The sequence below is a fragment of the Streptomyces sp. NPDC051243 genome (assembly GCF_044455405.1).
Lineage (GTDB): Bacteria > Actinomycetota > Actinomycetes > Streptomycetales > Streptomycetaceae > Streptomyces.
This window is the reverse complement of the sequence record NZ_JBITES010000017.1, coordinates 23,447-49,445: the sequence shown is the minus strand read 5'-3', so window position 1 is coordinate 49,445 and position 25,999 is coordinate 23,447. Positions and strand designations below refer to the sequence as shown.

At 69.4% G+C, this 25,999-nt stretch carries 28 protein-coding genes and 4 pseudogenes; 23 read left to right on the top strand and 9 right to left on the bottom strand.

Annotated features, from left to right (window positions below; genetic code table 11):
* Positions 1-169 precede the first annotated feature (169 nt).
* Both ACIBAG_RS35645 and ACIBAG_RS35640 read right to left on the bottom strand, forming a co-directional pair.
* Positions 170-667, bottom strand: coding sequence for a DUF6192 family protein (locus ACIBAG_RS35645; protein ID WP_399111253.1), 498 nt, complete (start codon positions 665-667; stop codon positions 170-172).
* 17 nt (positions 668-684) lie between these two features.
* Positions 685-1,017: pseudogene (locus tag ACIBAG_RS35640) on the bottom strand (hypothetical protein); the annotation flags it as partial.
* Between the two features lie 1,102 nt (positions 1,018-2,119).
* On the opposite strand from ACIBAG_RS35640, the gene ACIBAG_RS35635 reads away from it, so the two are divergent.
* The 8 genes and pseudogenes from ACIBAG_RS35635 to ACIBAG_RS35600 all read left to right on the top strand — a co-directional run.
* A complete protein-coding gene (locus ACIBAG_RS35635; protein ID WP_399111015.1) occupies positions 2,120-2,401 on the top strand; it encodes a hypothetical protein in 282 nt (93 codons plus the stop codon).
* 447 nt (positions 2,402-2,848) lie between these two features.
* Positions 2,849-3,001 (top strand): hypothetical protein, encoded by a 153-nt coding sequence (locus tag ACIBAG_RS35630; RefSeq protein WP_399111014.1) that lies wholly within the window; start codon positions 2,849-2,851, stop codon positions 2,999-3,001.
* 366 nt (positions 3,002-3,367) lie between these two features.
* Positions 3,368-3,529: pseudogene (locus ACIBAG_RS35625) on the top strand (hypothetical protein); the annotation flags it as partial.
* A gap of 260 nt (positions 3,530-3,789) precedes the next feature.
* Entirely contained in the window at positions 3,790-4,896 is a 1,107-nt protein-coding gene (locus tag ACIBAG_RS35620) for a ricin-type beta-trefoil lectin domain protein (protein ID WP_399111012.1), read from the top strand.
* A 248-nt stretch (positions 4,897-5,144) separates the two neighbouring features.
* A complete protein-coding gene (locus ACIBAG_RS35615) occupies positions 5,145-6,242 on the top strand; it encodes a hypothetical protein (RefSeq protein WP_399111011.1) in 1,098 nt (365 codons plus the stop codon).
* Positions 6,239-6,736 (top strand): hypothetical protein, encoded by a 498-nt coding sequence (locus tag ACIBAG_RS35610; protein ID WP_399111010.1) that lies wholly within the window; start codon positions 6,239-6,241, stop codon positions 6,734-6,736. The genes ACIBAG_RS35615 and ACIBAG_RS35610 overlap by 4 nt, the downstream gene beginning before the upstream one ends.
* Positions 6,737-7,129: 393 nt before the next feature.
* On the top strand, positions 7,130-7,327 hold the full coding sequence (locus tag ACIBAG_RS35605; protein WP_399111009.1) for a hypothetical protein: 198 nt from the start codon (positions 7,130-7,132) through the stop codon (positions 7,325-7,327).
* A gap of 66 nt (positions 7,328-7,393) precedes the next feature.
* A pseudogene (locus tag ACIBAG_RS35600) lies at positions 7,394-7,552 on the top strand (hypothetical protein); the annotation flags it as partial.
* On the opposite strand, the gene ACIBAG_RS35595 reads toward ACIBAG_RS35600, so the two are convergent.
* Entirely contained in the window at positions 7,510-8,499 is a 990-nt protein-coding gene (locus ACIBAG_RS35595) for an SDR family NAD(P)-dependent oxidoreductase (protein WP_399111007.1), read from the bottom strand. The pseudogene ACIBAG_RS35600 and the gene ACIBAG_RS35595 sit on opposite strands and share 43 nt — an antisense overlap.
* A gap of 88 nt (positions 8,500-8,587) precedes the next feature.
* Positions 8,588-9,190: a hypothetical protein gene (locus ACIBAG_RS35590; RefSeq protein ID WP_399111005.1), complete on the bottom strand. Its 603-nt coding sequence runs from the start codon at positions 9,188-9,190 to the stop codon at positions 8,588-8,590.
* Here ACIBAG_RS35590 and ACIBAG_RS35585 point away from each other — a divergent pair.
* The 4 genes and pseudogenes from ACIBAG_RS35585 to ACIBAG_RS35570 all read left to right on the top strand — a co-directional run.
* On the top strand, positions 9,177-9,311 hold the full coding sequence (locus tag ACIBAG_RS35585) for a hypothetical protein (protein WP_399111004.1): 135 nt from the start codon (positions 9,177-9,179) through the stop codon (positions 9,309-9,311). The genes ACIBAG_RS35590 and ACIBAG_RS35585 overlap by 14 nt on opposite strands.
* A 106-nt stretch (positions 9,312-9,417) precedes the next feature.
* A complete protein-coding gene (locus tag ACIBAG_RS35580; RefSeq protein ID WP_399111002.1) occupies positions 9,418-9,621 on the top strand; it encodes a hypothetical protein in 204 nt (67 codons plus the stop codon).
* Positions 9,615-9,704 (top strand): DUF3892 domain-containing protein, encoded by a 90-nt coding sequence (locus ACIBAG_RS35575; RefSeq protein ID WP_399111000.1) that lies wholly within the window; start codon positions 9,615-9,617, stop codon positions 9,702-9,704. Before ACIBAG_RS35580 ends, ACIBAG_RS35575 begins: the two co-directional genes overlap by 7 nt.
* Positions 9,705-9,763: 59 nt before the next feature.
* A pseudogene (locus ACIBAG_RS35570) lies at positions 9,764-10,000 on the top strand (transcriptional regulator NrdR); the annotation flags it as partial.
* A gap of 448 nt (positions 10,001-10,448) precedes the next feature.
* Here ACIBAG_RS35570 and npdG read toward each other — a convergent pair.
* The 4 genes from npdG to ACIBAG_RS35550 all read right to left on the bottom strand — a co-directional run bounded on the left by npdG (position 10,449) and on the right by ACIBAG_RS35550 (position 15,006).
* Complete coding sequence (gene npdG / locus ACIBAG_RS35565) at positions 10,449-11,177, bottom strand: NADPH-dependent F420 reductase (protein WP_399110999.1); 729 nt, start codon at positions 11,175-11,177, stop codon at positions 10,449-10,451.
* A 100-nt stretch (positions 11,178-11,277) separates the two neighbouring features.
* On the bottom strand, positions 11,278-12,216 hold the full coding sequence (locus ACIBAG_RS35560; protein WP_399110997.1) for a TIGR03619 family F420-dependent LLM class oxidoreductase: 939 nt from the start codon (positions 12,214-12,216) through the stop codon (positions 11,278-11,280).
* Positions 12,217-12,296: 80 nt separating this feature from the next.
* Positions 12,297-13,613, bottom strand: a complete 1,317-nt coding sequence (locus tag ACIBAG_RS35555) for a cytochrome P450 (RefSeq protein ID WP_399110995.1) — start codon at positions 13,611-13,613, stop codon at positions 12,297-12,299.
* A 37-nt stretch (positions 13,614-13,650) separates the two neighbouring features.
* Positions 13,651-15,006, bottom strand: coding sequence for a glutamine synthetase family protein (locus ACIBAG_RS35550; RefSeq protein WP_399110994.1), 1,356 nt, complete (start codon positions 15,004-15,006; stop codon positions 13,651-13,653).
* Positions 15,007-15,361: 355 nt separating this feature from the next.
* On the opposite strand from ACIBAG_RS35550, the gene ACIBAG_RS35545 reads away from it, so the two are divergent.
* The 11 genes from ACIBAG_RS35545 (at position 15,362) to ACIBAG_RS35495 (ending at position 25,269) form a co-directional block, all read left to right on the top strand.
* Positions 15,362-15,550 (top strand): ferredoxin, encoded by a 189-nt coding sequence (locus tag ACIBAG_RS35545; protein ID WP_067252810.1) that lies wholly within the window; start codon positions 15,362-15,364, stop codon positions 15,548-15,550.
* Positions 15,551-15,555: 5 nt separating this feature from the next.
* Positions 15,556-16,776: an NAD(P)/FAD-dependent oxidoreductase gene (locus tag ACIBAG_RS35540; RefSeq protein WP_399110992.1), complete on the top strand. Its 1,221-nt coding sequence runs from the start codon at positions 15,556-15,558 to the stop codon at positions 16,774-16,776.
* Between the two features lie 11 nt (positions 16,777-16,787).
* The gene (locus ACIBAG_RS35535) at positions 16,788-17,594 is read left to right on the top strand and encodes an acetoacetate decarboxylase family protein (RefSeq protein ID WP_399110991.1); all 807 of its coding nucleotides are present in this window, start codon (positions 16,788-16,790) and stop codon (positions 17,592-17,594) included.
* Between the two features lie 33 nt (positions 17,595-17,627).
* On the top strand, positions 17,628-19,091 hold the full coding sequence (locus ACIBAG_RS35530) for an aldehyde dehydrogenase (RefSeq protein WP_399110989.1): 1,464 nt from the start codon (positions 17,628-17,630) through the stop codon (positions 19,089-19,091).
* Positions 19,084-20,010: a 3,4-dihydroxyphenylacetate 2,3-dioxygenase gene (locus tag ACIBAG_RS35525; protein WP_399110987.1), complete on the top strand. Its 927-nt coding sequence runs from the start codon at positions 19,084-19,086 to the stop codon at positions 20,008-20,010. Before ACIBAG_RS35530 ends, ACIBAG_RS35525 begins: the two co-directional genes overlap by 8 nt.
* A 10-nt stretch (positions 20,011-20,020) precedes the next feature.
* Entirely contained in the window at positions 20,021-20,866 is an 846-nt protein-coding gene (locus tag ACIBAG_RS35520; RefSeq protein ID WP_399110986.1) for a fumarylacetoacetate hydrolase family protein, read from the top strand.
* 82 nt (positions 20,867-20,948) lie between these two features.
* A complete protein-coding gene (locus ACIBAG_RS35515) occupies positions 20,949-21,584 on the top strand; it encodes a TetR/AcrR family transcriptional regulator (protein ID WP_399110985.1) in 636 nt (211 codons plus the stop codon).
* A 207-nt stretch (positions 21,585-21,791) separates the two neighbouring features.
* Positions 21,792-22,973 carry a cytochrome P450 gene (locus ACIBAG_RS35510; RefSeq protein WP_399110984.1) on the top strand — a complete coding sequence of 394 codons (1,182 nt, stop codon included), beginning with the start codon at positions 21,792-21,794 and terminating at the stop codon, positions 22,971-22,973.
* A gap of 48 nt (positions 22,974-23,021) precedes the next feature.
* A complete protein-coding gene (locus tag ACIBAG_RS35505) occupies positions 23,022-23,234 on the top strand; it encodes a ferredoxin (protein ID WP_399110982.1) in 213 nt (70 codons plus the stop codon).
* 192 nt (positions 23,235-23,426) lie between these two features.
* Positions 23,427-24,884 (top strand): APC family permease, encoded by a 1,458-nt coding sequence (locus tag ACIBAG_RS35500; RefSeq protein ID WP_399110980.1) that lies wholly within the window; start codon positions 23,427-23,429, stop codon positions 24,882-24,884.
* 226 nt (positions 24,885-25,110) lie between these two features.
* Positions 25,111-25,269, top strand: a complete 159-nt coding sequence (locus ACIBAG_RS35495; protein ID WP_399110979.1) for a hypothetical protein — start codon at positions 25,111-25,113, stop codon at positions 25,267-25,269.
* Between the two features lie 5 nt (positions 25,270-25,274).
* Here the strand turns inward: ACIBAG_RS35495 and ACIBAG_RS35490 are convergent, their stop codons facing one another.
* Positions 25,275-25,985 (bottom strand): type 1 glutamine amidotransferase, encoded by a 711-nt coding sequence (locus ACIBAG_RS35490; protein ID WP_399110977.1) that lies wholly within the window; start codon positions 25,983-25,985, stop codon positions 25,275-25,277.
* Positions 25,986-25,999 lie beyond the last annotated feature (14 nt).

Genomic DNA, 25,999 nt, shown 5'->3' with positions numbered 1-25,999 from the left:
CAGTGATACCCACTGGCAAAAGCCCCAGACCGACCCACCAACACCGCATGCACGAAGGGGCCCTGGCGTTTGTATGGCCCACCCGCTCCATCCGGCAGATCCTCACACTGACAGAGCGGGCAACACGGCGGGAAACAGCCCGAACGGCAGCCTGCAAGCGCTAGCCTGTCTACAGGCCGAGTGCATCGGCCCAAGCCAGGGTCGGCCCATGAACGGCCCCACACGGTAAAGGTGCCCGTGTCACGGCACAGCGGTGCTGCATCAACTGCGCACGCACCACAGCATCCCACGAACAGATCATCAGGTCCGCATGCGGCTCGACGTCCGCGCACCGGATCACGAGGGCCGGCGCGCAGAATTTGCTGCCCCGCCCAGATGCGGGACTAGTACGAAGGGTCATGCGACGCGGACCGGTACCTGGTGGCTGGCCAGTGGTTGGGCCAGCGCGTCGGTCTCTTCCTCGGGCAGGGCGATAGCGGCCAGGCGGCGGGCGCGGGTGACGGCGATGTACCAGACGCGCAGGCAGGTTGGCGACGGCCTGGACCTTCTCATCCACCGTGAACGGCCGGTCGGCCCGCTGCCCGACGACCCTCTTCGCCCCGTCCGGCGTCCACTGCCTCGCCCCGGTGCGCGGGTTGAACGGGGCGCGTCCTCGATCGCCGCCCACCGCTCGTCCTCGACCGCCACCGAGGCCAGGATGCGGTGGACGGTGAACGACACCCCTCCTTGCGGCGCTCCTTCGGCCACCGGTTTGCGGTGTAACGCCAGTCCTCCACCGTCCGGCGCTCGACGCCGATGTCGTCCGCGAACAGCTGCAACGACTCCGTCACCGTGAACAGGTCGTCCGTGCCGTTCGGCATCGACCCGCCCACGGCCGCATCGGCTCGGTCTCCAAAGCCATGTCACCCAAGGGAACTGTGCCCTCGTGACCTGCGTGATCCGCTCCTTCGCCTGGGTGACGAGCTGGTCGTAACGCTGCCGGGTGACGTTCCTGATCCGGTCGGCCACGTCGGTCATGATGACCACCGCCCTCGCCCGGGCCCGGCCCGGTCATCGTGACGTGACCGGTCAAGGGGACGCCGGCCCCGGTCACCGTCCACCGTGACGCGGGCGCGTCACGCCGGGGCAGAGCGTGAACCAGGGGCGCTCGGAGCACCCCGCAGTAACTCCCAACTACCCTGCAAATCAAGGGGGTTCGAGGTCCTGAGACGTTCGGCTACGGCGTTTCCGTAACGTCGTTCCGTGACGCCCGCCGCCGACGACAGGCCCTTACCCGGCAACGGTCCGAGCAGTCACCGCCGCCTTCGACTGCTCCACTCCCACCGTCCACGTCCGGCCACAAACCGGGCACTCCGCCTGCTCACCCCGCTGCATCGCGATGACCCGCTCCCGGGTCCGCTGAAGCCTCCACCACCGCCGTGACCTGCACCGCCCTGAGCAGAACCCAGCCTCCGCCGCCATCGTCTGCGGCGGCGGATCACCGCACTTTCGGCAGTACCGCCGAGCCGTCCCGCCAACCCCACAACCCAGATCATCCAGCCGTAGCCACCTCACGGCCAGGGATCAAAAAAAACCTACTGAGCCCGCCATGGCAAAGGCCGCCCCGAAGTCGCCGCAGCCACACGAGGGGTCAACAGCCCAGGGCTCGTAACGCCACGTCACTAGACTGCAAGAGGGGGTTCAGAGCCGCCTGTCACGGCCGTCGGCGCACGGGCCCCTCCCGGCCCGGAGGCACTACAGTTCCGAGTCATGGGCGACGTCAGGCGGGCGAGTCCACGGAGGTACGCCGTTCGGAGGGCGCCAACTGGCCGAAGAGACGTGCGGTTTGCTGTACCGGAGCGGGGGAGGTCCATGAGGTGGGGTGGGGAAGATCCGTCCGGTGACAGATACCTTCCTGCCCAGCGGAAGGCTCGGAGGCGGTCCAGAGGTCCGCGTCGGGCCGCGCTTGTCTGTTTGTTCGCCGGTCTCGTGCTGGCAGTCGGCGGTTTAGCCAACCTGATCTCCCAATCGAGTGCGTACCGGGTCGAGTTCGGCGATCCTGGCCAGGGCTGCGCCCCCGACGTGATCAATCTGGATGCCACGACGGCAGACCGGCTGCTGTGCTCCAGGTGGGCGCTCGATGAGACGAGACACTCCTTTCAGCCGTGAGGAAGTAGGGCGCGTCGCGGCGCTGGCGCGGAAGCTGGGAAGCGACTCGGATGGGCTGTCCGGTGAGGACAGAGCCGAGATCAGGCATCTCGTGTACGCAATCGGCGCTGAGCACGGTGATCCGAACGAGGCCTATAACCCGAAGGGGGACACGACCGGTTCACCAGGACACGTTGCCCTTCTCGCAGGCATCGCCCTGTTCTTGAGCGGCGGCGTCTGGGCGGTGGTCAGCTACATCCGAGCGAACTGGTGAGGGTCAACCCCTGGCGTCGGCGGCTCGCTGGCCTGAGCAAGGGGTGCCGGCACGGAGAAGAGGTCACCGTAAAATGGCTCGCGCCACTCCTCCCACCCCCATACGGGCGCATCGGCTCGATGCGTGGACCATGCGGGCGAGGCGCAACGCGAGCCACTACGAACGCCTGATGCCCCACGCCGAAGCCCACATCCAGAGGGCGTTCATCACCCTCATCTCCCGCCGTCCGGCCCGGCAGCTCCGCCGCACTGAGGCGGTCCCGGACACCCTCGCGGCAGCCGTCTCCACTGCCCGTTCGGCAGCCCGCCCACTCGATGCCCGCCCGAACGGCAAACCGAGGTACCACCATGCCTCATGGCGCCGGCACCTATGGAAAGGAGATGTGCCACAGCTTCTCAGCGGCACGCACGGTGCCGAACTCCTCTGCGCGGTGGTGACCTCGACGGCGTGCCGCGGCTAGTGGTCGTGATCGGCCGGGCCGACACCACCCTGCGGCAGTTCTCCCAGTACTGGGAGACGTTCCGGCAGGAGGACGATCCCAAGAAGTCCCCGGCCATCGCCGCCCTTGCGGGCGATGCGGTGGACAGCAGGTATCACTAAAGCCCCCTAATACATCCGGTGTACCCGCGTATGTGTCGGTATGCGGTCCACCACCACGACGGCCCTCCACACGTTGCTCCGAACCAGAAGCTCACACCGTCCGTGCTGTTCTGGGAAGAGTCAGGAGAGGAACGTTGTCCGACCGATCAGTCGCCGCGGCGTGCTGCCCGGCGTGGCCGCCATGACGGTTGCCGCAGCTGTTTCGCCCCCGCGCTCAGGCGCGCTGCTCACGGGTGACGGTCAGCGGGCTGCCCCCCGGCGTCCGGGCCTCGATCCGCAACTTCGGGGTCCACGACCGTCCCTTCGGCGCGGACGCCGGGACCGTCCGGCTGGTGAACCGCGAGAGCGGCAAGGTGATGGACGTCAATGGCGCCTCGACCACCGACGGCGGCGCGGTCATCCAGTGGCCGTGGAGCGAACCAGCAGAGCCCGGGCGGTTCCGGCCAGGGCGACGGACTCAACCAGTGGACCGACGACGGCGGCGACAACCAGTCGTGGAGGCTGATGCCTTCGACCAACGGCTGCTACCAGTTCGTCAACGTCCGCAACGGCTGGTGCGCCGACGTCAAGGACACGCCTCCCCCGCGGACGGTGCCAAGGTCACCCAGTGGCCCTCCACCGGTGGCTCCAACCAGGACTGGCAGACCCTCGCGGTGTGAGCCGCCGGGGCGCTCAGTGAGGGCGGAGTTGTCCGGCCCAGATCGGTAGCAAAAGGTGCCGAGTGGCTGGCACCAATGGCTGTCCCCCCACCCGCTAATTCACCATCACTCGCAGAAGAGGACGCCTGTATGAGAAAGCCCTGGTTTCTCCCCCTGGTCACGCTTGTCGCCGCCGTACTCGGGGTGACGGCGGCGGGTGTGGCCCCTGCCTCCGCCGCCTCCGACACCCCTTTGCGGGTCATGCCGTTGGGCGACTCGATAACCTGGGGCGTGGGAAGCAGTACCGGCAACGGCTACCGCGCGCCGTTGTGGGACAGGCTCGCGGCGGACGGCCATCCGCTGGACTTCGTGGGCACGGGACGGAGCGGCTCGATGTCCGACCCCGACAACGAAGGCCACTCCGGCTACAAGATCCACCAGGTTGCCGCACTCACCGACGCCTCGCTGACCCGTTACCGACCCAACGTCGTGACACTGCACATCGGCACCAACGACCTCAACGAAAGCTACGAGGTCTCCACCGCCACCGCCCGGCTGAGGTCGCTGGTCGACCAGATCACCGCCGCCGCCCCCGACGCAACCGTCCTCGTCGCCTCCCTGGTCGTGTCCACCAGCGGCTCGGAGGAGCAGTACCGGGGCGCGTACAACCAGGCCATCCCGCAGATCGTGAGGGACGCACAGGCCGCGGGCAAGAAGGTCGGCTTCGTCGACATGAGCGGCCTGACCACGGCCGACCTGGACGACGTCCTGCACCCGAACGACTCGGGCTACCAGAAGATGGCCGACGCCTTCCACCGCGGCGTCCAGGCCGCGGACAGCGCCGGGTGGCTGAGGAACCCCGCCCCCGCCCCCGCCCGCGTACAGTCCGGCATCACCGGCAAGTGCCTGGACGTCAACGGCGCCGGCACCGCCGACGGGACCGCCGTCCAGACGTGGAGCTGCGGCGACGGCGCCAACCAGTACTGGTCCGCCTACACCGACGGCACCCTGCGCTCCATGGGCAAGTGCCTCGACGCCGCCGGCGGGGCCACCGCCAACGGCACCAAGGTGCAGCTCTGGGCCTGCCACGGCGGCGCCAACCAGGTGTGGCAGCCCTACAACGGCGGCTATCGCAACCCCGCCTCCGGCCGCTGCCTCGACATTCCGGGCGCCTCCACGACCGACGGCACTCAGCTCGTGCTGTGGGACTGCAACGGCGGCTCAAACCAGAAGTGGACCACCCTCGCCACCGGATGACCCCCACTCCCCGGGTCTGAACCCCTTCCGGGTTCTCCTCGCGTGAGGCCGACCCAGGGCCGGTCACCCGAACAGGGAACGGCCCGCCGCACCATGAACACCGGTACGGCGGGCCGCTCGCGGTTCTCAGCTCTGCTGCAGGGGAGTCAAGAGGAACACCGCGGCGTCACCACCCGGCGGTCGTTGCCCCGTAGCACCCGGCCTCGTCGACGGCACACGGTAGAGCTCCCGATCACCTTGCGGGTCAGATGTGCCCAGCCTGGAAGCCGGCCCGCGTCCTGCAGCGTCGCCATGCCGCCGCATCGGACGCTGCCGCCGCCGGGCGCAACACGTGGTGCAACAGAGAACTGCAACTCACCCCTGTTGCGGTCCTGACCTGCGAGAACGGACGTTGCGACCGCTTACCCGCCCTTGCGCTGGACGCCCGCCGTGAGGCGGCGGGGAACTGGGAGACCGGTAAGACCGAGCCGCGGCCGCAGAAGGGCGCCGCGTACGCCCGGCTGCTGGAGGGCCTCGCCGCCCGCTTCCCCGCCCCAGCCTCCGACGCGCCCGCCGCCACCCAGGCCTCGGTCCCGGAGGCGTTCACCGGGCCGGAGCCGAGCTCGGCCCCGGCGCCCGCCGCCGTCCCGCCGTCGCGCCCGAAGGCGGCGGCGAGCAGCTCCGCCAGGACCGCCGCGTCGTCGCGGCTCCCGGGTGCGAAGAAGAAGACTGCGGCGAAGAAAGCCACCCCGGCGGCGGCCGCCGTCGACCCGCGCTTCGAGAACGGCCCGCTCTCCGTCATCGGCTGCGAGGACGGGCAGGTGTCGGCGCACTGCGTCCGGGGCCTGGTCCTGGACGTGCCCGCCAAGTCGATTCCGGCGCTGGTCGACTGGACCCTCACGGAAGCGAAGCTCGGGCAGGCCCGACTGCACCGTAACGGCCGCGACGCTGACCCGATCCTCGTCCTGACCGCGTCCGCGCTGGAGCGCTACGGCCTGCCCGCCGCCCTGTCGGATGAAAAGCGGGCGCAGCAGGCGCCACTGCTTCAGGGCAGCCATGGCCTGCTCACCCGACGCGCAGGACACGTCGATCCCAGCCAGATAGAGAAGCATGCGAAGCCTCTGGTGGAGATGGTTCTCTTGGTCGAAAATTCATCTACCAGGGGCTTCACTGCGCTGTCAGCTCAACTGGCCATCATCGGCAAGAGGTTGGAAAAGGCTCAGTGTTTGATCTGCGGGGTGGATGTGGTCCGGGGGACCCTGACATTTGTCAGGGTCCTTTCCTGTCTGCGGGTTTTTAGTCTTGCGCCTGGAGAACGGCCCCACGACGCATCGCGGGGCTCAACCTTAGGAGGGCGACGGACGTGATCTGGAAGCGGAAGAGGGAAACCGGCCGGAGTGGCCGTCGGGGGCGGCGTGCGCTGCTCGGCGTCGGCTTCGCTTTCGGGCTGGCGGCGGTCACGCCGCTGCAGGCTCAGGCGGCCCCCGCCGAGAGCGCCAACTACGGCACCCTCCCCAACGAGGGTCTCTATCCCGAGCAGACCTCCTGCTCGGGACGTTACTATCAGCCCAACGTGCCCGGCGGGGCGACGAAGACGGCGGTCTACGCCGGGCGCACCATCACCCTGAAGTACTTCTACAGCCCCGGGTGCGGCTCGTTCGCCCGCATCGAGAACGCGCCTCAGGGCTGCGCCGCACACAGCAACCGCCTCACGGACACCAGCACCGTGTGGGTGCTCGAAACAGTCGACCCGGGTATCAACTACGCCTACACCAAGGTGATCAACAACCTCGACGGCCGGCTGAGCAAGGCGGTGCTCTTCTGCGACAATCAGCGTCTGGCGGAGACCGCCTGGTACTAGCGTCCGTCTGCAAGCGGATCCTGCCCGGAGCAGACATGACGCGAGTGTGACCGCTGTCTCGTAGGAGGCGGCGGTCTTCTCGTATCTGATGGCGATGCCGCAGAAGCCCTTGAGTCGGTTTGAAAGCAGTCCTCGTCCCCAAGGCCGGCCGCCGTGGTGACCGCGGTTGTGCCGGTTCGGACGGCAGATGACAGCTGCCCGGCTCCCGCCGTCGAGCCTGCACCGGCATGGCCTTCACCAGCATTTCGCCAACTGGGACACCCGGCAGGCTTGTATCGGCGTGTGACCTGCCCGGCACGAAGCTGCCGCCTGTCATGCGGGGGTCTGCTTCGATGTCTGCGGGCCGATCTCTGCGAAGGTTCCTCGTCAACTCCTCATGTATCGCCTGGTCGTATGCGGCTGACGGTCGACGACATCCTCGACCGCTACCGCGACCACCTGCCCGTATCGCTTCGCCAGCTGTTCTACGTGCTCCTGAGCGACGGCGTGCTGGAGAAGACCGAGCGTGACTACAAGCGAATGCGAATGTGTGAGTACGTCGGCATGGCCCGTCGCTCCGGACGGATCCCCTGGGGCATTTCGTGCTGGTAGGACGGTCTCTGGCGGGTGCAGCTGGAGACTTTGGGAAGTGCACCGCAAGCGTGGGGTGGGAACACCATGACGTGCGCGGTGGCGCCGAACATGGTGGCGTTCCGGAAGATGACGACGCCCTCGTCCGGCGTGCCGCCGAACTGGGCTCGCGCCTGGGTCTTGCCCGGCGAGCCCCCTAGCAATCAGGAGAGCGGCAAATGCCTCGATGTCAACGGAGCGTCCACTGCGGACGGCATCACGGTCCAGCAGTGGACCTGCGCCGATCCACCAGTGGATACCTGCAACCCTGGCAGGGCAGCCAACTCAAGCAGACCCGGCGCCTCTGGTGCCGCTGAAAGACGCGCCGAGCAGGGATTCCGTGTGGTCCCAGAGTTTGCGACGAGGTCGCCGTCGCGGGCCTGTTTCGACGTCCGGGAGTTGGCCTTCATTTTGTTGAAGTACTGGCCGTTGACGCTGTGGGGGTCGGGGAGGGTGGCGAGGTGTACGAGCGGCGCGGCGCCCTTGTCGTTGGAGATCATCGTTGCCCGGCCGAGACGGGTGTTGTAGATCAGGTTGGTCATACCGGCCGCCCCCGTGCCGATGTTGGAGTTGACCACTCCGGGGTGGAAGGCGACAGCGGTGATTCCGGACTGCGGCGTACGCCGGGCGATCTCCCGCGCGAAGAGCAGACCGGCGAGTTTCGAGTCGGAGTAGGCGGCGCTTGTCGAGTACGAGCGCTTCTCGTACGACAGGTCGTCGAGCCGGATCCGGCCGGTCCAATGGCCGAAGCTGCTCGTGACGATGACGTGAGCTCTGGACACGCTGAGCCTCTCGTGCAACAGCGACTGCAACAGGAACGGGGCGAGGTAGTTGACCTGCAGCGTCCGTTCATGGCCGTCCTCGGTCGTGCGGCGGTCCGGAAAGAAGCCGCCGGCGTTGTGGGCCAGTACGTCGATGGTGCGGTGGCGAGCGAGCAGTTGGTCGGCGAGCGCGCGGACCTCGCCGAGCCGGGAGTAGTCGGCGACCAGCGGAGACGTTCCGAGTTCCGCGGCGATGGCCGCCGTCTCGTCGGCCGATCGCCCGACCGGCACCACCGTGGCTCCCCGCCGGGCGAGTCTCCGTGCCGCAGCGGCACCGATCCCGGAACCGGCTCCGGTGATCACGATGGTCTTGCCCTTCAGGTCTTGTGTCATTGCTGGCCGCTCTCGGGAGGTGGTGTCGTACGCGGACGTGATCCGCGTCGAAGTTGAAGCTGTGGGGCCGTGATACGGGGGTGGTGTGCTAGACGGAGAACTTCACGTCGGTGAGTTCCTCGGACACGGCCCACAGGCGGTCCTGGTCGGCGGCGTCGTAAGACTGGGCACCGGAGGTGACCACGCCCGGGTGACCACGGAGCTGGCCCGTCCCGCTGGGACCGTAGTACTGGCCGCCGACGACACCCGGGTCGGTGGCCGCCCGCAGCGTCGGCAGGACACCCAACGCCGCCGGCTGGCTGATCACCGGCGCGACCACGTACGGATCCGTGAGGAGTACGGCATCGCCTGCTTCTCCGGCGGTGGTTTCGACGGCCTGGCCGGCAAGCACGACGCAGCCGTCCGGGCCATGGAAATCGGGACGAGAACCCGGATTTTGCACCTTGGTGACTACGACCTGAGCGGCGAGCACATGTTCAGCTCGCTCGCGGAGGACGTGATCGCGTTCGCCGAGGCCGCAGGCGCCGAGGTGGCGTTTGAGCGCGTCGCGTCCACCCCGAGCAAATCGCCACCTACAACCTGCCGACCGCCCGCCGAAGACGACCGACCGCAGATCGTTCTCCGGCACCACAACCACCCAGGCCGAGGCACTGCCACCTGACATCCTCGCTTCCATCGTGCGCGAAGCCATCGAGGCTCACCGCGACCCCGTGGTCCACCAGCAGGCACTCGCCCGCGAAGAGGCCGAACGTCGCGCGATTCGCGAGCGCCTGAACGGGCGGCCCGAACCCGGGCAGCCACCCACCGAATGAATCTTGCGCCGGGCTCCGTGCACCACAGGTGTTGCACCCGATATGATCACCTAGACCGCCTCTGAGCTGTGGTGATTCCCCCCGCACACTCGCGGAGCCCCGGAGAATGGCCGCGGCCATCCAGATCACCGCGGTACGCCTGTCCGGCGGCACCACGCACCAGCACATCACCCGCCTGTGGTGGACCAACCCGGCGACCGCCAAGACCGGCGACAACACCCGGGCGGAGATCGTCACCTGGATCGAGGATGAAAGGGCCAGGCCTACACGAGCGACGCAGGTGGGCACCGGGCGGAGGTCGCCGTGGTGACCCCGCCGCACGGTGAGAAGTACCTGCAGACCCGCGCCGACGGCGTGTGGACCGACAACCTGCTGGCCCTTCCCCGTCGCTGAGCAGTTCCGCCCCGGTGAGCAGAAGAACGGCCGACGCGCTCCCGCTCACCCCGGGGCGGCGGCGGATCGTGGAGGCGGGGCGGGCCATCGGAGGACCGAGTCGGCCACCCACGACGTGGGGCCGACCATGCCCGGCCCGCGGCAAGTGCCCGGTCTCCCCGCCCCTGCGATTCGCGTCCGGCTACCGGGCGTTCGACACGCTCGAGGACATCGAAGCGGCGATCGCCGAGCCCCGGGAGCAGCGCCTGAACGCTCCGCTGTCCGATCGCGGCGGCGTTGTTGTCAGTGGCGCGTGATACATCTGGCCTCACGCGTGGCACTACCCCGTCGCCCCGGTCGGCCCCACCTGGCGGGTCGAGCAGTAGTGGGGATCGGTGGCGTGCAGTGGCGGTGGCCGTTCACGGTGCGCGCGGCGACCACGGAGAGATGGTGTCCTGGCGGGTGGTGTGGTGTAGTCGAGCCGCCTTCGTGATGCCGCAGATCGCGGCGGGGATGCGCCCGGCACCCGGGCTTGTGGGTCATACCGCTGTGACCAGCCGGCCGGCCGCACAGGAAGCTCCACCGCGCGGCCCGGTCACAGGCTATGTGCCAGCGCGCCGTCCACACGGCTACACCACCCGTGGGGCATGACTGGGGACGGTGCCGTCTGGTGTCGATGACAGTCTCGGGGTGCCTCCCATGGCTGTACCGGATCGGAGGCGAAACGTGGGGGGCGGGGCTCGGTGAAAGACGCTGGGAGTCTTCTCAGACGTCGCTGAGGCGCAGGCCGGCGTGGGCTTTGTAGCGGCGGTTCACCGAGATCAGGTTGGCCACCAGCGACTCCACTTGGTGGGCGTTGCGCAGTCGTCCGCCGTAGACGCCGCGTGCGCCCGGGAGGCGTGAGGCAAGTGCCTGGACGGTGTCGGTGGCGGCGCGTTCGTCGCCCAGGACGAGTACGTCGGTGTCGATTTTCTCGATCTGCCGGTCTTCCAGAGTGACGGCGGAGAGATGGTGAAACGCGGCGGTCACCCGGGAGTTGGGCAGCAGCGCGGCAGCCTGCTGGGCGGCGCTGCCCTCCTCGGGCCTGAGGGCGTAGGCCCCCTTCTTGTCGAAGCCGAGCGGGTTGACGCAGTCGACCACGATCTTGCCGGCGAGTTCATCGCGGAGCGTGGTCAGTAGCTCGGCATGCCCCTCCCAGGGAGTGGCGACGATCACCAGATCGCTCTCCCGCGCGGTCGTGGCGTTGTCAGCGCCGCGGACGCCATTGCCGATGGCTGCTGCCGTGGAGGCGGCCCGTGCGGCGTTCCGTGACCCGATGACGACCTGCTGGCCCGCGTCGGCGAGCCGGTAGGCGAGGCCGCGCCCCTGTGGGCCGGTTCCGCCGAGGATGCCGACGACCAGGCCGGACACATCGGGAAGGCGGTGGGGATCGTTTCGAGTGGATTCAGTGGGAGTGGACGGACGGGGGCCGGCGGCTTCGTCGGGAGTCGTCATGCTCTGGTCCTTGGCTCGTTCGATTCGTTCTTCCGCGGCCCGGTGCCGCTTGTCGTCGGCGGGCTGCTCGGGCCGCGATGCGGGACATCGGCCCGCGCCGTCAGGCGGTCAGCGACTCCACGCGGCGCATCACCTCGCGGCAGAAGGCGCCCACTGCGTTCGGGTCGTCGGTGAACTGCGAGGGCTTGATGCAGAAGGTGGTGAATCCTTGGGCGATCTGCGCGGGGATGGGCTCGAGGGCCTGGGCGAGGTCGGCGCAGGAGTCGTCGTCGGGGAACACGGCGCGGGTGCCGCCGATCATCTCCAGGTCGGCGATGTCGCGGCCCGCGGCGGCCATCGCGGTCTTCAGCATCTGCATCTGCTCGGGCGTCACTTCGCCCAGCGGGTTGAAGGCGTGGCCGTACCGGACGATCCTGCGGACCATCGCGTCGTGCATGCCCGCCCCACCGAAGCACAGTCGGGGGCCGTCCGGGCGGTATGCCTTGGGCTCGAAGTAGACGTCCTGGAAGGTGTAGTACTCGCTTTCGTGGGACACGGGGGAGGGGCCCCACAACTTCGCCCAGATCTCCAGATGTTCGTCGAGGAGCTTGCCGCGCCGGGAGAACGGGACACCGAGTGCCGCGTACTCGTCCCGGCTCCAGCTGACGTTGGGCAGCACCATCAGACGGCCCTCGGAGAGAAGGTCGAGGGTGCCGAGCTCACGGGCCAGGAGCAGGGGGTGCCGCAGGGGAGCGATGACCGCCGACGCGGCGAGGCGCAGGCGCTCGGTGACGGCGGCGATCGCGCTGAGCAGTATGAGGGAGTTGGGCCATGGGGTGTGGGGGTCCTGGTTGCCCGGCAGGGCGTAGTCGCGGGGGTTGCCCATCACGCCGCCCGCGCCGGCGTCCGGGCCGAGCACGATGTGTTCGCTGATCATGACGGAGTCGAATCCGGCGTCCTCGGCCTCGCGGGCCCAGCGGACCACGGTCGGCAGGTCCGCGCGGCCTGCGGTCATGGTCCAGTTCTCGCTCAGGACGAGCTGCATGCGGGGAATGGGCATCGTGGCGATCCTCAAGGCGGGAGTGTTTGAGGGCAGAAGTGAGGGGTGGCCGCAGCCGTCCGGACGGCTGCGGCCGGCGGTCAGGCGAGGGTGACCTCGACCGGCAGGTGCTTGATGCCGTTGACGAAGTTGGAGCGGACGCGGGGGACGTCGCCGGCGAGCTTGATGTCGGCGATGCGCGGGATGAGCTCCTCGAACATGATGCGGATCTCGGTGCGGGCGAGCAGGTTGCCCAGGCACAGGTGGGGGCTGCCCTTGCCGAAGGTGACGTGGTCGTTGTTCTGCCGGGTGACGTCGAAGTCGTAGGGGTTGCCGAAGACCTGCTCGTCGCGGTTGCCGGAGGCGTACCACATGACGACCTTGTCGCCTTCCTTGATGTGCTTGCCGCCGAGTTCGACGTCGCGGGTGGCAGTGCGGCGGAAGTGGTAGACGGGGGAGGCCCAGCGCAGGAACTCCTCGACCGCAGTGGGGATCAGCGACGGGTCGTCCTTCAGTCTCGCCAGCTGCTCGGGGTGCTGGAGGAGGGCCAGCATGGAGTGGGAGATGGTGTGGCGGGTGGTCTCGTTTCCGGCCACCACCAGGAGAAGGAAGTAGTTGTCGAAGTCCTCGGCCGAGAGCGGGATGCCGTCGCGCGGCGTGGTGTTGACCAGCTTCGAGACCAGGTCCGTACCGTCGCCGCCGCGCCGCTGCCGCGCCAGCTCCCTGCCGTACTCGAAGACTTCGATCGAGGCGGGGGAACGGAACGGCAGGTCGCGGTACTTCTCGCTCTCCGCGCTGTGCAGGAGAACGTCCGCGTAGTCGGGGTCGGTGTTGCCGATGATGCGGTTGCCCCAGTCGATGAGCTGCTGGTTGTCCTCCGGGGGTACGTCGAGGAGCCGGGCCAGGACGTTGATGGGGAAGTCGGCGGAGACGTCGGCGACGAAGTCGAAGGTGCCCTTGGCGAGGGCCGCATCCAGCGTCTTGGCGGTCAGGCCGCGCAGGAAGTCGCTGTAGCTGTTGATGACGCTTGCGCCGAACTGCCGCTGGATCACGTTGCGCAGGGCGCGGTGGCGGACGCCGTCCATTTCCAGGATGGAGGCGCGCTTCTTGATCTGGTCGTCGTCGAGTTCTTCGAGGTTGACGAAGCGCGTGGAGGTGAAGGTCTCGGGGTCGCGGTCGACGGTGGCGATGTCGGCGTGGCGGGTCACCGACCAGAAGCCGGAGTTGGGGGCCTCTTCGGGCTGCCAGTGGACCGGGTCCTGGTGGCGCAGGGTGTGGAACATGCGCCACGGGGTGATGCCGTCGGCGAAGTTGTCGAGGTCGGCGAGGTCCACCCGGTCGAGCGGCAGCGGCTCGTCGAGGGCTGCGCGCAGCTCGGCCCGGGTGGTGGGGACGGCGGGAACGGTGGGGCTGGTCATGGGGCGATTCCTTCGGGCGAGGGTTTCGGGGGCGGGCTTACAGGTGGTAGGCGTACTCGGTGAACTCCCAGTCGGTGACGTGCCGCCGGAAGCGTTCGAGCTCGTCCCGCTTGTAGGTGAGGAAGGACGTGGTGAAGTCCTTGCCGAGCAGGTCGGTCAGGGCGGTGTCCGACTCCAGCGCGTCGAGCGCGGCCGGGAGGCTCTGGGGCAGCAGGGCGGCACGGGAGGTGTCGTAGCCGTAGCCCTGAAGCGGGGCGGGCGGTTCCTCGCCAGCCCGGACGCCGAGCAGCGCGGCGGCGATCGTGCCGGCGATCAGCAGGTACGGGTTGGCGCTGGCGTCGCCGAGGCGCAGCTCCAGCCGCGCCCCGCCACCGCGCTCCGGCGGGATGCGGACCATGGAGCTGCGGTTGTCGAGCCCCCAGTCGATCAGCCAGGGGGCGAGGGTGTCCGGGCCGAAGCGCTTGTAGGAGTTCACGGTCGGGTTGGCCAGGGCCGCGAGCGCGGGCGCGTGGGCGAGAATGCCAGCGATGGCGTGCCGGGCCGTGGCGGACAGTCCGTAGGAGCCCGCCGGGTCGTCGAAGGCGTTGCGGCCCTCGGGGTCGTTGCAGGACAGGTGGAGGTGGAAGCCGGAGCCGCCCGCGTCGCCGAAGGGTTTGGCCATGAAGGTGGCGAGGTTGCCCTCCTTGCGGGCCAGTTCCTTGACGGCGGCCTTGAAGCGGAAGGCGCGGTCGGCGGCGTCGAGGGCGGCGGAGTGGGTCAGGTTGATCTCGTACTGGCCGCCGTCGAACTCGTGGTTGCCGGTGACGACACCGAGACCCAGGTCGCGCAGCGCGCGCAGGGTGCGCAGCAGGTGGTTGTCGGGGTCGGCGCGCAGGCCTGCGGTGTAGACGGCGCCGGTGGTCTCCGGTGAGCGGCGCCAGCCGATGGGGGAGCCGGGGGCGGATTCCAGCAGGAAGTACTCCAGCTCGGGGCCGACCACGGGGCGCAGTCCCTGCTCGGCGCAGCGGGCCAGGACGGTGCGCAGCAGGTCGCGGGAGGACTCGGGCGCCGGGGCACCTGTCGCCGGGTCGGTGACCTCGCCGAGACAAGCGGCGACACCGGGCTCCCAGGGCAGGACGGCCAGGGTGGACAGGTCGGGGCGTACGGTCACGTCCGGCAGGCCGGCGTCCAGACCGCCCGCGACCGGGACCACGTCGCCCTGCGGGGTGGTGTGGTAGACGGCGCGGCAGAAGGCGAGGCCGTGCTCGCAGGCCGACGGCAGATGGTCCAGCAGCACTTCGCGGGCGCGGTCGGTGCCGATCAGGTCGGGGTAGACCACGCGGACCACGTCGACGCCCGCGGCGGCGAGCCGCTCCATGTGCCGGCGGATGTCTGAGGTGTCGGATGCGCTCACCAGTGTCTCCTTGGCGGAAGGAAGGGACTCCCGGTGCCGGGGGCACTGGGGGAGAGGGTGCGGAGGAGGGAAGCGGGGGCGGGGAAGAAGCGCGCCCCGGACTAATCATTTGATCCCGAACGATATGGAGGGGGTTGCCGTCCCGCAAGGGGCTGGTAGAAAAAAGTTATCCATCTGGACAGGTATTGACCAGGGTCGAGCGGCTTCCTATCTTGTTTGAAGCCAAACGAGTAAGGGATGCGGCATCCGCTGGATTTCGCCCCCTTTGGCCGACGGGCCCGGCTGAACCCGGGCCGGGCCCGTCTCTTCCTCCCCTCTTCCTTGCTCCGACGCCTCACCCCTCAGGAGGACCGCCATGAAGGTCGTCGTCGACATGAACAAGTGCCAGGACCACGGCCAGTGCGTCTTCGCCGCCCCCGACGTCTTCTCGATGGACGACGACGGACACCTGGTGTACGTGTCCGACCCCGACGACGCGCTGCGCGACGAGGTCGAAGAGGCCGCCGACGTGTGTCCGCTGCAGGCCATCCGGATCGAGGGATGACCGCCATGAACGCACCCACGACCGGACGTGTCGTCGTCGCCGGCGGCTCGATGGGCGGCCTGCGCGCCGCCGAACAACTGCGCGCCGCGGGCTGGACCGGGACGATCACGGTCATCGGCGACGAGCCCCACATGCCCTACAACCGGCCCCCGCTGTCCAAGGAGGTGCTGGCCGGCAAAGCACCCTTCGAGTCGCTCGCCTTCACACCGAAGGCAGCCGCCGCCGACGTGGAGTGGCGGCTCGGCACGAAGGTCGTCGCAGCCGACCTCGACCGGCGCGTCGTCGCACTCGACGACGGCTCGGCGATCTCGTACGACGGACTGGTCGTCGCCACCGGCATGCGGCCCAGGCGCCTGCGCTGCCCCGGACCGCTCACCGGCCGCCACACCGTCCGCACCCTGGCCGACGCCCAGGACCTGCGCGACGAGCTGACCCGCCCTGGTGCCCGCGTGGTCGTGGTCGGCGCCGGCTTCATCGGCTGCGAGGTCGCCGCCACCGCCGTGGGCCTCGGCGTCCGCGAGGTGACTGTCGTCGATCCGCTCCCCCTGCCCATGGTCGGCCCGCTCGGCGAACTGCTGGGTCGCGCGCTGCTGAAGCGGCATGAGGAGCGCGGGGTGCGCTTCGCGCTCGGCACCGGAGTGTCCGGTTTCGAGGGCGAGGACCGGGTCACCGGGGTCGTGCTGAGCGACGGCAGCGTGCTGCCCGCCGACGTGGTCGTGGAGTCGGTCGGCTCCGTGGCCAACAACGAGTGGCTGGAGGGCAACGGCCTCGACCTCAGTGACGGCGTCCTCACCTGCGAGCAGCTGCGGGTCGGGGGACGGCTGGAGGTCGTCGCGGTCGGCGACGTCGCCCGCTTCCCCAACGCCCGCTACGACGGTGTACCCCGGCGTGTCGAGCACTGGTCGATGCCCACCGACACGGCCAAGCACGCCGCGAAGGCCCTCGTCGCCCATCTCACCGGCACAGACGGGGACTTGGTGCCCTTCGCCCCGCTCCCGACGTTCTGGAGCGACCAGCACGACTTCCGGCTGCAGTCCTTCGGCGCGCCCGTCCTGGGCAAGGACGACGTACGGGTCCTGGACGGCGACCCCGACGGTGACGTCCTGGTCGGATACCACACCGGTGGCCGGCTCGTCGGCGTCGTCGCGCTCGGCGGTCAGGCCGCCGCGATGGGGGCCGCCCGGTATCGCACCCAGTTGCTCAAGCAGCCCGCCCTCACCGCGTAAGGAATCCCTTCATGTCCACTGTCCGTGGCTACTTCCACCCCAAGACGGCGAGCGGTGCCTCCTCGCTGATCCCGTCCCCGCCGTGGCGCTACTCCGGCGACCTGCTGACCGTCGAGTACCGCACGGATCCCGCGCGGGTGCGTGAACTGCTGCCCGAGCCGCTGGAGCTGGCCGACGAGGACCCTGGCGCGGTCGCTTTGATCTGGGCCGACTGGCAGTCCTGCTCGGAATCGGGCCAGGAGCTGTTGGACCCGGTGCTCGCCCAGTACAAGGAGGCCTTCGCGGTCGTCCGCTGCAAGTACCGGGGCCAGACCTACAGCCGCTGCGTCTACATCTGGGTCGACAAGGACTTCGCTATCGCCCGCGGACTGCACCAGGGATACCCGAAGAAGCTGGGCTCGATCCACCAGACCCGCCCGCACCCGTACGGCCCCGCCCCGCGCATCGAGGCCGGCGCCCGCTTCGGGGCAACCCTCGCCGCCGCCGACCGGCGCCTGGCCCAGGCCGTGGTCACCCTGCGCGAGCCGTCCGAGACCAACGGCTTCGTCAACGCCCACCCCATGGCCCACCACCGTTGGCTGCCCTCCATCGAGAAGGGCAAGGGCCTGGCGCTCGACGAGCTGATCGAGTCCGGCGCCGCCTCCTTCGAGGCGGGACAGGCCTGGCGCGGCGACGCCGAGCTGGAGCTGTTCCAGGCGCCCACCGAGGAACTGGCACGCCTGGAGATCCGCGAACCGATCGCCGCCTACTACCGGCAGGTCGGCGTCGTCTGGGACGGCGGCCGACTGCTGGAGTCCGGCACGTCCGGCGCCGAGTAACCCCGTACGCACCACAGGACTTGGAGACCGGACATGACCGAGCACACCCTCACGGTGGCCGGGGTCGCCGTCGACACCCGGCACTGGATCGGCGGCGAGCGCGTCGCCTCCACCGAAACGTTCACCGATGTCTCGCCGATCGACGGCAGCGTTCTGGGGGAGATCTCCCGGGGCACTGCCATGGAGGCTGCGGCCGCGGTGGCCGCGGCGAAGGCCGCCTTCCCCGCCTGGGCCGCCACCCCCCGTGCCGAACGCGCCCGCATCCTGCACGCCGTCGCCGACGGCGTCGAGAAGCGGCTGGAAGAGCTCGCCATCGTGGAGACCTGCGACAACGGCGCCCTGCTCCGCTCCCACCGCCGGGGCGTCATGCCCCGCGTCGCCCACAACTTCCGCTTCTTCGCGGACTGGCTGCTGAAGCTGGAGCACGAGGACTTCGAGACGCGCGGGCACACCAACCACGTCAGCTGGGACCCGGCAGGCCCCTGCGTGTTGATCACCCCCTGGAACGCCCCCTTGATGCTGGCCACTTGGAAGGTGGCCCCGGCTCTCGCCGCAGGCAACACGGTCGTCCTCAAGCCCGCCGAGTGGACCCCGCTGACCGCCTCCCTGCTGGCCGACATCGCCGCCGAGGCCGGGTTGCCGGCCGGGGCGCTGAACGTCGTGCAGGGGTACGGCTCGGAGATCGGTGACGCCCTGACCTCGCACCCTGACGTGCGGCGGATCAGCTTCACCGGTTCGGTGCCGACGGCGAAGCGGATCTCGGCCTCGGCTGCCGCGAACCTGACCCCGCTCAGTCTCGAACTCGGCGGCAAGTCACCCCTGTTGGTGTTCGCCGACGCCGACCTGGACCTCGCTGTCGACCTGGCGGTGGAGCAGTACGACAACGCCGGGCAGGTGTGCCTGGCCGCAACGCGCTTCCTGGTCCAGGAGTCGGTCGCCGAGGAGTTCACCCGCCGCTTCGTCGAGAAGGCCGGACAGCTCACCCAGGGCGACCCGCGTGACGAGGCCACCGACATCGGCCCGAACATCCACCCGCGCCAGCTGGAGAAGATCGACGGGTTCGTGCAGCGGGCAATCGCGGCCGGGGCCCGCGCGGTCATCGGCGGCCACCGGAGGGACGGCCAGTACTACGCGCCGACCCTCCTCACCGATGTCGCCCAGGACTCGGAGATCGTGCAGGAGGAGGTCTTCGGACCGGTCCTGACCCTGCAGACCTTCACAGACGAGGACGAGGCCGTCCGCCTCGCCAACGACACCCGCTTCGGGCTGGCCGCCACGCTCGCCACCGGTGACCCGGAGCGCGCCGAACGCGTCACCGCCCAGCTGGTCGCGGGCACGGTCTGGGTGAACTGCTTCTTCGTCCGCGACCTGCAGGCGCCCTTCGGCGGCTCCCGCCACTCCGGAGTCGGCCGCGAGGGCGGCACCTGGAGCTTCGACTTCTACTGCGACGTGAAGAACACCGTGACCGCGCCGAACGGTTGGAGGAACCATGGGTGAGATCGTCGGGGCGGGCCTGCTCGCCCACGTCCCCACCATCGTGCTTCCGCAGGAGACCCGGCTGGAGCTCAACGAGGGAAAGGAAATCACCCTCGTCACCGGCCTGCACCAGCTGCGCAAGGACGTCTTCGAGCGCGACGACTACGACACCGTGGTCGTCCTCGACTCCCACTGGGCCACGACGGTCGAATTCGTCGTCACCGCCCAGCAGCGCAGAGCTGGCCTCTTCACCTCCGAGGAGCTGCCGCGCGGCATGTGCCGGATGCCGTACGACTTCCCGGGCGACCCCGACCTCGCCCGGAACATCGAGAAGTTCGCCGACAAGCACGGCACCTGGATCACCGCGATCGACGACGAGTACCTGCCGATCTACTACGCCACCATCAACCTCTGGAAGTTCCTCGGCGAGGGGCTGCCCGACAAGCGGTGGGTGACCATCGGCGTCTGCCAGACCGGCGACATGGAGGACCACCTGCGCCTCGGCCGCGCGCTGGCCGACGGCATCGCCGCAACCCCGGGCCGCCGGGTCCTGCTCATCGCCTCCGGTGCGCTGTCACACACCTTCTGGCCGCTGCGCGAGCTGCGCGACCACGAGTCGAGCGACCCGGTGCACATCTTCACGCCCGAGGCGCGCGAGGCCGACCAGGAGCGGATCGCCTGGTTCAAGGAGGGCCGCCACGACAAGGTCCTCGACACCATGCCGGAGTTCTCGAAGTACAGGCCCGAGGCGAAGTTCTTCCACTACCTGATGATGGGCGGCGCCCTCGGCGAACAGGCGTGCGTCGCCAAGGCCCGCCAGTACGGCGAGTACGAGAACTCCATCGGCACCGGTCAGGTCCACCTCTGGTTCGACCGCCCGGCCGACGGCTGGACCGGCGCCGGCCTGCCCTCCCCGCACAACCCTCACAGCCGTATCTAGGAGTCCTGTCATGCCCGAGTACCGCCGCATCCTCCTCGACGGCGCCGCCGTCCAGGTCACCGTCGACGAGGGCGAGCTCGTCGCCGGGGACGGCCGCCGCGTCAAGATCGAGGACGCGCAGCACCTGCCGCCGATCGTGCCGTCCAAAGTGATCGCCGTCCACCTCAACCACCGCAGCCGCGTCGACGAGTTCCGGATCGACCTGCCCGACACCCCCACCTATTTCCACAAGCCGACCTCCTCCCTCAACTCCCACAAGGGCGCCATCGTCCGCCCCGAGGGCTGCAAGTGGCTCAACTACGAGGGCGAGGTCGCCATCGTCATCGGGAAGACCGCGCGGAACATCTCCCCGGCCGAGGCGGGGGAGTACATCGCCGGCTACACCATCGCCAACGACTACGGCCTGCACGACTTCCGCGACACCGACGCCGGGTCCATGCTGCGCGTGAAGGGCTCCGACACCCTCTGCCCGCTCGGCCCCGGTCTCGTCACCGACTGGGACTTCCACGGCAAGAGCCTGCGCACCTACGTCAACGGCGAGGTGGTGCAGGACGGTTCGACCGACGAGATGAAGTGGGACATGCACTACCTCGTCGCCGACATCGCCCGCACCATCACCCTCTACCCCGGTGACGTGCTGCTCTCCGGCACCCCCGCCAACTCCCGGCCCGTCCAGCCGGGGGATGTGGTCGAGGTGGAGGTGGAGGGGCTCGGCCGGCTGACGAACCACATCGTGACCGGCCCGACCCCCATCCGTACCGACGTCGGCGCCCAGCCCACCGAGTCCGAGGAGGTCCTGTCCACCGCGCTCGGCGGCGACTGGGAGTTCCGCGGCATCCGCCCGCCCAGGCGCTGACGGACGCCCACGAGACGGCGCCGCACCGGACCTGCCGACCGAGGCGTCCGGTGCGGCCGCCCGCCCAGGTAGGGTCGCCAACATGACCGAGTCCACCGACGCCCCCAAGAGCCGGCCCTCACGCAAGCGCCTGCAGTACGGCGAGGGCCGGGAAGCCCTGCTGAACGCCGCCGTCCGTGTGGTGGCGCGGGGCGGCCTGCGCAGGCTGACCTACCGGGCCGTCGCGGAGGAGGCCGGGGTCACCCACGGCCTCGTGGTGCACCACTTCGGTTCGCGCGATGCCCTGATCGAGGAGACCCTCGCCCACACCATACGCACCTCGCTGAGCACCAGTGCGCTCGAACCGGGCACCGGCAGGGTCGCGGACTTCTCGGTGGGGCTGTCGGAGATGGTCACGGCGGATCCGGACGTCCAGGCGTTCCAGTACGAGCTGCTGCTGGAGTCGCGCCGCCGCCCGGAGCTGCTGCCCCAGATCCGCGCGTTGTACGACGAGTACTTCGACGCCACCCAGCGCGAACTGACCCGCATGCTGCCCGCAGGCGCGGACAAGGCACTCACCCGGCTGGTCTTCGCCGCGCTCGACGGCCTCGTACTGCACCAGCTCGTCCTCGGTGAGCCCGAGGTCACGGATGCCGCACTGGAAGAGCTGCGCTCCTTGCTGCGGTTCCTTGACGCAGGCGGTGACGCTGCCGGCGACCGTACCGCCGAGGACGGCTGACAACCACCTGTGACCTGCTTGTTCCAAGGCTCCGGACAGTCTGTGTCCGGAGCCTTTCGCTGTTCGGCGCCATGATCTCGTTTGATTCCGTACGAGTAAAGAGTTGGTTACGGCCGCCGGAAACGTTGACGCAGCTTTCCAGATGGATAATTCTCGCCTGCATGGCAGGGACCGTCCGCGGCCGCCATGCATCCCTAGGAGATCCCCATGACCATCGAGGCTCCCGCAGCCGAGCTGCTTCCGTTCCGCGACCCCGGCTACCGGGCGAACCCCGCTCCGTACTACGCCCGGCTGCGTGCGGAGGCGCCCGTCTACCGGCATCCGATCGGCGTGTACGTGGTGTCCCGCTACGAGGACGTCGCGAAGCTGATCCGCAACCCCACCCTCAGTGTCCGCAAGCTCGATTTCGGCGTGGCCGATCCGCTGCACGACACGGTGCTCGGCCAGGACGCCCCTGACCACACCCGGCTGCGCCGCATCACCAATCGCTGGTTCACGCCCAAGGCGGTCGAGGAGTGGTCCAAGGTGATGCAGGCGTCCGTGGACGCCGTGCTCGACAAGGCGGTCGAGGCGGGCGGCACGCTCGACGCGGTGGACGACCTCGCCCTGCGCTCCACGTTCGAAACCATCTGTCGCATCTTCGGTGTCGAGCCCACCAAAATGCTGGAGATCCAGAAGGCCACCTATGACATCGGCGTCAGCCTCGGGCCCGGGTCCGACGAGGACGACTGGCGGGTCACCGGTGAAGCCTTCGAGTGGTTCGAGCGGCACATCCGCGCCCTGATCGCCCACAAGCGCGCCCACCCCGGCAGCGGACTGATCGACCACTTCCTCGCCGAGCAGGACGCGGGGAACATGACCGAGAACGAGGTCGTCTTCTCGATCCTGCTCTTCTTCGCCGTCGGTCACCTGGACATCAAGCACCTCATCGTGCAGGGCATCCGGCACATGGCCGAACACCCCGAGTACGTCGGGATCTACCGCGACCAGCCGGAAATCCGGCCCGGCTTCATCAACGAGGTGCTGCGCATCGAGACCCCCGAGCAGATGGTCTCGCGCCTCACCACCCAGGAAACGGTCATCGGCGACACGACCGTGCCCGCCGGCGAGGTCCTCGTCCTGCTCATCGGCTCCGCCAACCGCGACCCGGAAGCCTTCCCCGACCCGGACCGCTTCGACCACAACCGTCCGGCCGCCGCGAGCCAGCACCTGGCCTTCGGCTCCGGCCAGCACGGCTGCGCTGGACAGGTGCTCGCCCGCGCGCAGGCCGACGTCGTCTTCACCGCGCTGGTCAACCGCTTCAGCATGATCGAGCTCGCCGGTGAGCCCACCTTCACCCACACCGAGTTCCTGCGCAGCATCGCCCACCTGCCGATCCGGCTGCGCTGACCGCACGCCGGCCGTTCCCCCAGCACAGCACCACATCCAGGAGTCATCATGCGCGTCGAAGTCGACCTCAAGAAGTGCCAGGACCACGGCCAGTGCGTCTACGCCGCCCCCGAACTCTTCGCCCTGGACGAGCACGGACGCCTGTCCCTGCGGAACGAGGCCACCGAGCTGTACACGGCGGAGCTGGACGCGGCCAACCTCGACGAGGTGCGGGAAGCCGCGGACGTCTGCCCGCTGCAGGCCATCACCGTCCACGAGTAGCCGGACATCGCTGCTGTCCTGGCGCCGCTACCGCGGCGCCAGTTCCCTGGGGATGTCCTCCCGGGCGGGAGCGGCAGCGGAAAAACATCGCCCACCCCCTTGTCATGTGGATAGTTCAGCCTCACTATGAGGCAACTCGTTTGGCTCCAAAACAAACCTCCCTTCGCTCCGCTCCCCTGGCAGGTGATCCCCGTGGACAGTCAAACGGTCCAGAGAAACCAGACCGTGCAGGACGAACCCACCGCTGGCCGACTCAAGCCCAACTCCCTGGGTGTCCTCGGCATCCTCTTCTTCGTCCTCTCCGCACAGGCCCCCCTGACCGGCATCGCCGGGGCCGTGCCCATCGCCGTCGCCATCGGCAACGGCGCGGGCGCGCCCGCCGCCTATGCCGGGGCCGGCATCGTCATCCTGCTGTTCTCCGTGGGCTTCGTCGCCATGGGACGCCATGTCGTGGACGCCGGCGCCTTCTACACGTACATCGGCAAAGGGCTCGGCCGTCCCGCGGGCTCCGGCAGCGCCGGTGTCGCGCTCTTCGCCTACTGTGCGGTCCAGGCGGCCATGTACGGGCTGTACGGATCGATCGTCAGCGGCCTGGTGGAGCAGTACACCGGTCTGAACGCCCCGTGGTGGGTCTGGGCGCTGGTCACCATGGCGATCGTCCAGGTCCTCGGCGCGGCCGGCATCGAGATGGGGGCCAAGGTGCTGGCCGTGTTCGTCCTGGCCGAGTTCAGCATCCTGCTCGTCTTCGCCCTGGTCACCCTCGTCAAGGGCGGCGGCCCCGAGGGGCTGGGCTTCACCGACAGCTTCTCGCCGCACGCCGCGCTCCAGGGTGCTCCCGGCGTGGCCCTGATGTTCGCCGTCGCCTCGATGTTCGGCTTCGAGGCCACCGCCATCTACGGCGAGGAGGCGCGCGAGCCCCGCAGGACGGTGCCCCGGGCCACGTACCTCTCCGTCGCCGTGATCACAGGCTTCTTCGCCTTCACCTCGTGGATGCTGGTCTCCGCCCACGGCGCCTCCCGCGCCACCGCCGAGGCCGGCCAGGCGCTGGCGAACGGCGACGCCACGGCGTGGGTCTTCGCACCGATCACCGCGCAGTTCGGCACATGGGTGGGCGACGTCCTGCCGATCCTCCTGGCGACCTCCCTCTTCGCCGGCATCCTGGCCTTCCACAACTCCGCCAACCGCTACCTCTTCTCCCTCGGCCGCGACGGCCTGCTGCCCCGCGGGCTGACCGCGATCAACCGGCGTCACTCCCCGTGGGTGGCGGGCAGCGTGCAGACCGTGATCTCCCTGCTGCTCGTCATGCCCTTCGCGCTGCTGGGCAAGGACCCGGTGCTGACCCTCTTCTCGTGGTTCAGCGGGGTGGCCGTGCTGGCGATCATGCTCCTGTACTTGCTGACCTCCGTGTCGGTGGTGGTGTTCTTCCGGCGCGAGCGGCTGGACACCCGCCCCTGGAACACTCTGATCGCCCCCGTCCTGGGCGCGCTCGGCATCGCCGGTGCGATCTGGCTGATCATGGCCAACTTCACGACCCTCATCGGCGGCGACTCGACCACGGCGACCTGGCTCGAACTCGCCGTCCCGGCGGTCCTGGTCCTCGGTGTCGTCGCCGCTCGCGTGACGCGTGACCGGGCGACGGACCAGGTCTGAGGAGGCTGCTTCTCGCGGTGTGACCGGTCCGGTCCCCGCTCTCCCGGGACCGGGCCGGCCACGTCCTGCTCCCACCCGCCCACGGAGGATTCATTGAGCACGGGATACGTGTGGCACGAGCTGTTCGGCCGGGCCGACAGCGGCAGCGGCGGGCTGCCGCCCGCCGATCCGGCCGCCTGGCTCCAGTCGATCGTCGATGGTGCAGGAGGGCGGCCACCCTTTGTATGTGCCGTTCTGCGGGCACGCCGTCATCGAGACCCAGACCGGGGTGAAGGTGCTGGACGACGCGCTGTTCCCGGTGGTCGGCGGGAGGACGGGACGCGACCTCGCGCCGCACCGGAAGGCGCTGGTCGACGAGGTCGCCGCGCTGGTGCTGCCCGCATGAGACGGTCAGCCGGCCGTGCCCGCCACCCGGTCGAGGAATCCGTCGACCAGGTGGCGGGCGTTCGCGCGGGCCGTCGCCGCCAGGTCCGTCGTCCGGGTGAGCAGCTCCCCGGGGTCCACGCCGTGCTGCAGGCACTGCTCGGCGCCGCCGACCTCCAGGTACCGGCGCACGGTGGTGGGCGTGATCTCCGGATGGAACTGCACCCCCAGGCTCCGCCCGAGCCGGAACGCCTGGGTGCACACGGAGGTGCGGGCCACCTCCTCGGCTCCGGGCGGCAGGAGGCAGCGGTCGTAGTGCCACTGGAACCACGGGCCCGGGCTGATCAGTCGCGGATCGTCGGTGTCGACCCGGACCCAGCCGATCTCCGGGCGTGGCGACGCCTCGACCGAGCCGCCGAGCGCGGTGGTCAGCGCCTGCGCGCCGAAACAGACCCCGAGCACCGGGACACCGAGGTGGTGGGCCTTGCGCAACAGCGCCAGCTCTCCGCCGATCCAGGAACCCACGGCCGTCTCGTCGTAGACCGACCAGGGCGCGCCGAGCGACACGATCAGGTCCCAGCCGTCGGCCGCCGGGAAGCCGAAGGCGACGTCCGGCGCGTGGTGGCGGTGTTCGGGTACGACGGTCACGACGCTCAGGTCGTATCCGCGCTGTACGAGCCGGGCCCCGACCGGACCGGGATCGGTCACGTGGTCGTGCTGGATGACGAGTGCGCGCACGGTGGGCTCCCTCC

Excerpts from the sequence above, each read along its gene's own strand:
- ACIBAG_RS35635 (WP_399111015.1), top strand. The coding sequence starts at position 2,120 with ATGAGACGAGACACTCCTTTCAGCCGTGAGGAAGTAGGGCGCGTCGCG.
- ACIBAG_RS35620 (WP_399111012.1), top strand. The coding sequence starts at position 3,790 with ATGAGAAAGCCCTGGTTTCTCCCCCTGGTCACGCTTGTCGCCGCCGTA.
- ACIBAG_RS35615 (WP_399111011.1), top strand. The coding sequence starts at position 5,145 with ATGTGCCCAGCCTGGAAGCCGGCCCGCGTCCTGCAGCGTCGCCATGCC.
- ACIBAG_RS35605 (WP_399111009.1), top strand. The coding sequence starts at position 7,130 with ATGCGGCTGACGGTCGACGACATCCTCGACCGCTACCGCGACCACCTG.
- ACIBAG_RS35595 (WP_399111007.1), bottom strand. The coding sequence starts at position 8,499 with ATGACACAAGACCTGAAGGGCAAGACCATCGTGATCACCGGAGCCGGT.
- ACIBAG_RS35590 (WP_399111005.1), bottom strand. The coding sequence starts at position 9,190 with ATGGCTTCGCGCACGATGGAAGCGAGGATGTCAGGTGGCAGTGCCTCG.
- ACIBAG_RS35580 (WP_399111002.1), top strand. The coding sequence starts at position 9,418 with ATGGCCGCGGCCATCCAGATCACCGCGGTACGCCTGTCCGGCGGCACC.
- npdG (WP_399110999.1), bottom strand. The coding sequence starts at position 11,177 with ATGACGACTCCCGACGAAGCCGCCGGCCCCCGTCCGTCCACTCCCACT.
- ACIBAG_RS35560 (WP_399110997.1), bottom strand. The coding sequence starts at position 12,216 with ATGCCCATTCCCCGCATGCAGCTCGTCCTGAGCGAGAACTGGACCATG.
- ACIBAG_RS35555 (WP_399110995.1), bottom strand. The coding sequence starts at position 13,613 with ATGACCAGCCCCACCGTTCCCGCCGTCCCCACCACCCGGGCCGAGCTG.
- ACIBAG_RS35545 (WP_067252810.1), top strand. The coding sequence starts at position 15,362 with ATGAAGGTCGTCGTCGACATGAACAAGTGCCAGGACCACGGCCAGTGC.
- ACIBAG_RS35540 (WP_399110992.1), top strand. The coding sequence starts at position 15,556 with ATGAACGCACCCACGACCGGACGTGTCGTCGTCGCCGGCGGCTCGATG.
- ACIBAG_RS35535 (WP_399110991.1), top strand. The coding sequence starts at position 16,788 with ATGTCCACTGTCCGTGGCTACTTCCACCCCAAGACGGCGAGCGGTGCC.
- ACIBAG_RS35530 (WP_399110989.1), top strand. The coding sequence starts at position 17,628 with ATGACCGAGCACACCCTCACGGTGGCCGGGGTCGCCGTCGACACCCGG.
- ACIBAG_RS35525 (WP_399110987.1), top strand. The coding sequence starts at position 19,084 with ATGGGTGAGATCGTCGGGGCGGGCCTGCTCGCCCACGTCCCCACCATC.
- ACIBAG_RS35520 (WP_399110986.1), top strand. The coding sequence starts at position 20,021 with ATGCCCGAGTACCGCCGCATCCTCCTCGACGGCGCCGCCGTCCAGGTC.
- ACIBAG_RS35515 (WP_399110985.1), top strand. The coding sequence starts at position 20,949 with ATGACCGAGTCCACCGACGCCCCCAAGAGCCGGCCCTCACGCAAGCGC.
- ACIBAG_RS35510 (WP_399110984.1), top strand. The coding sequence starts at position 21,792 with ATGACCATCGAGGCTCCCGCAGCCGAGCTGCTTCCGTTCCGCGACCCC.
- ACIBAG_RS35505 (WP_399110982.1), top strand. The coding sequence starts at position 23,022 with ATGCGCGTCGAAGTCGACCTCAAGAAGTGCCAGGACCACGGCCAGTGC.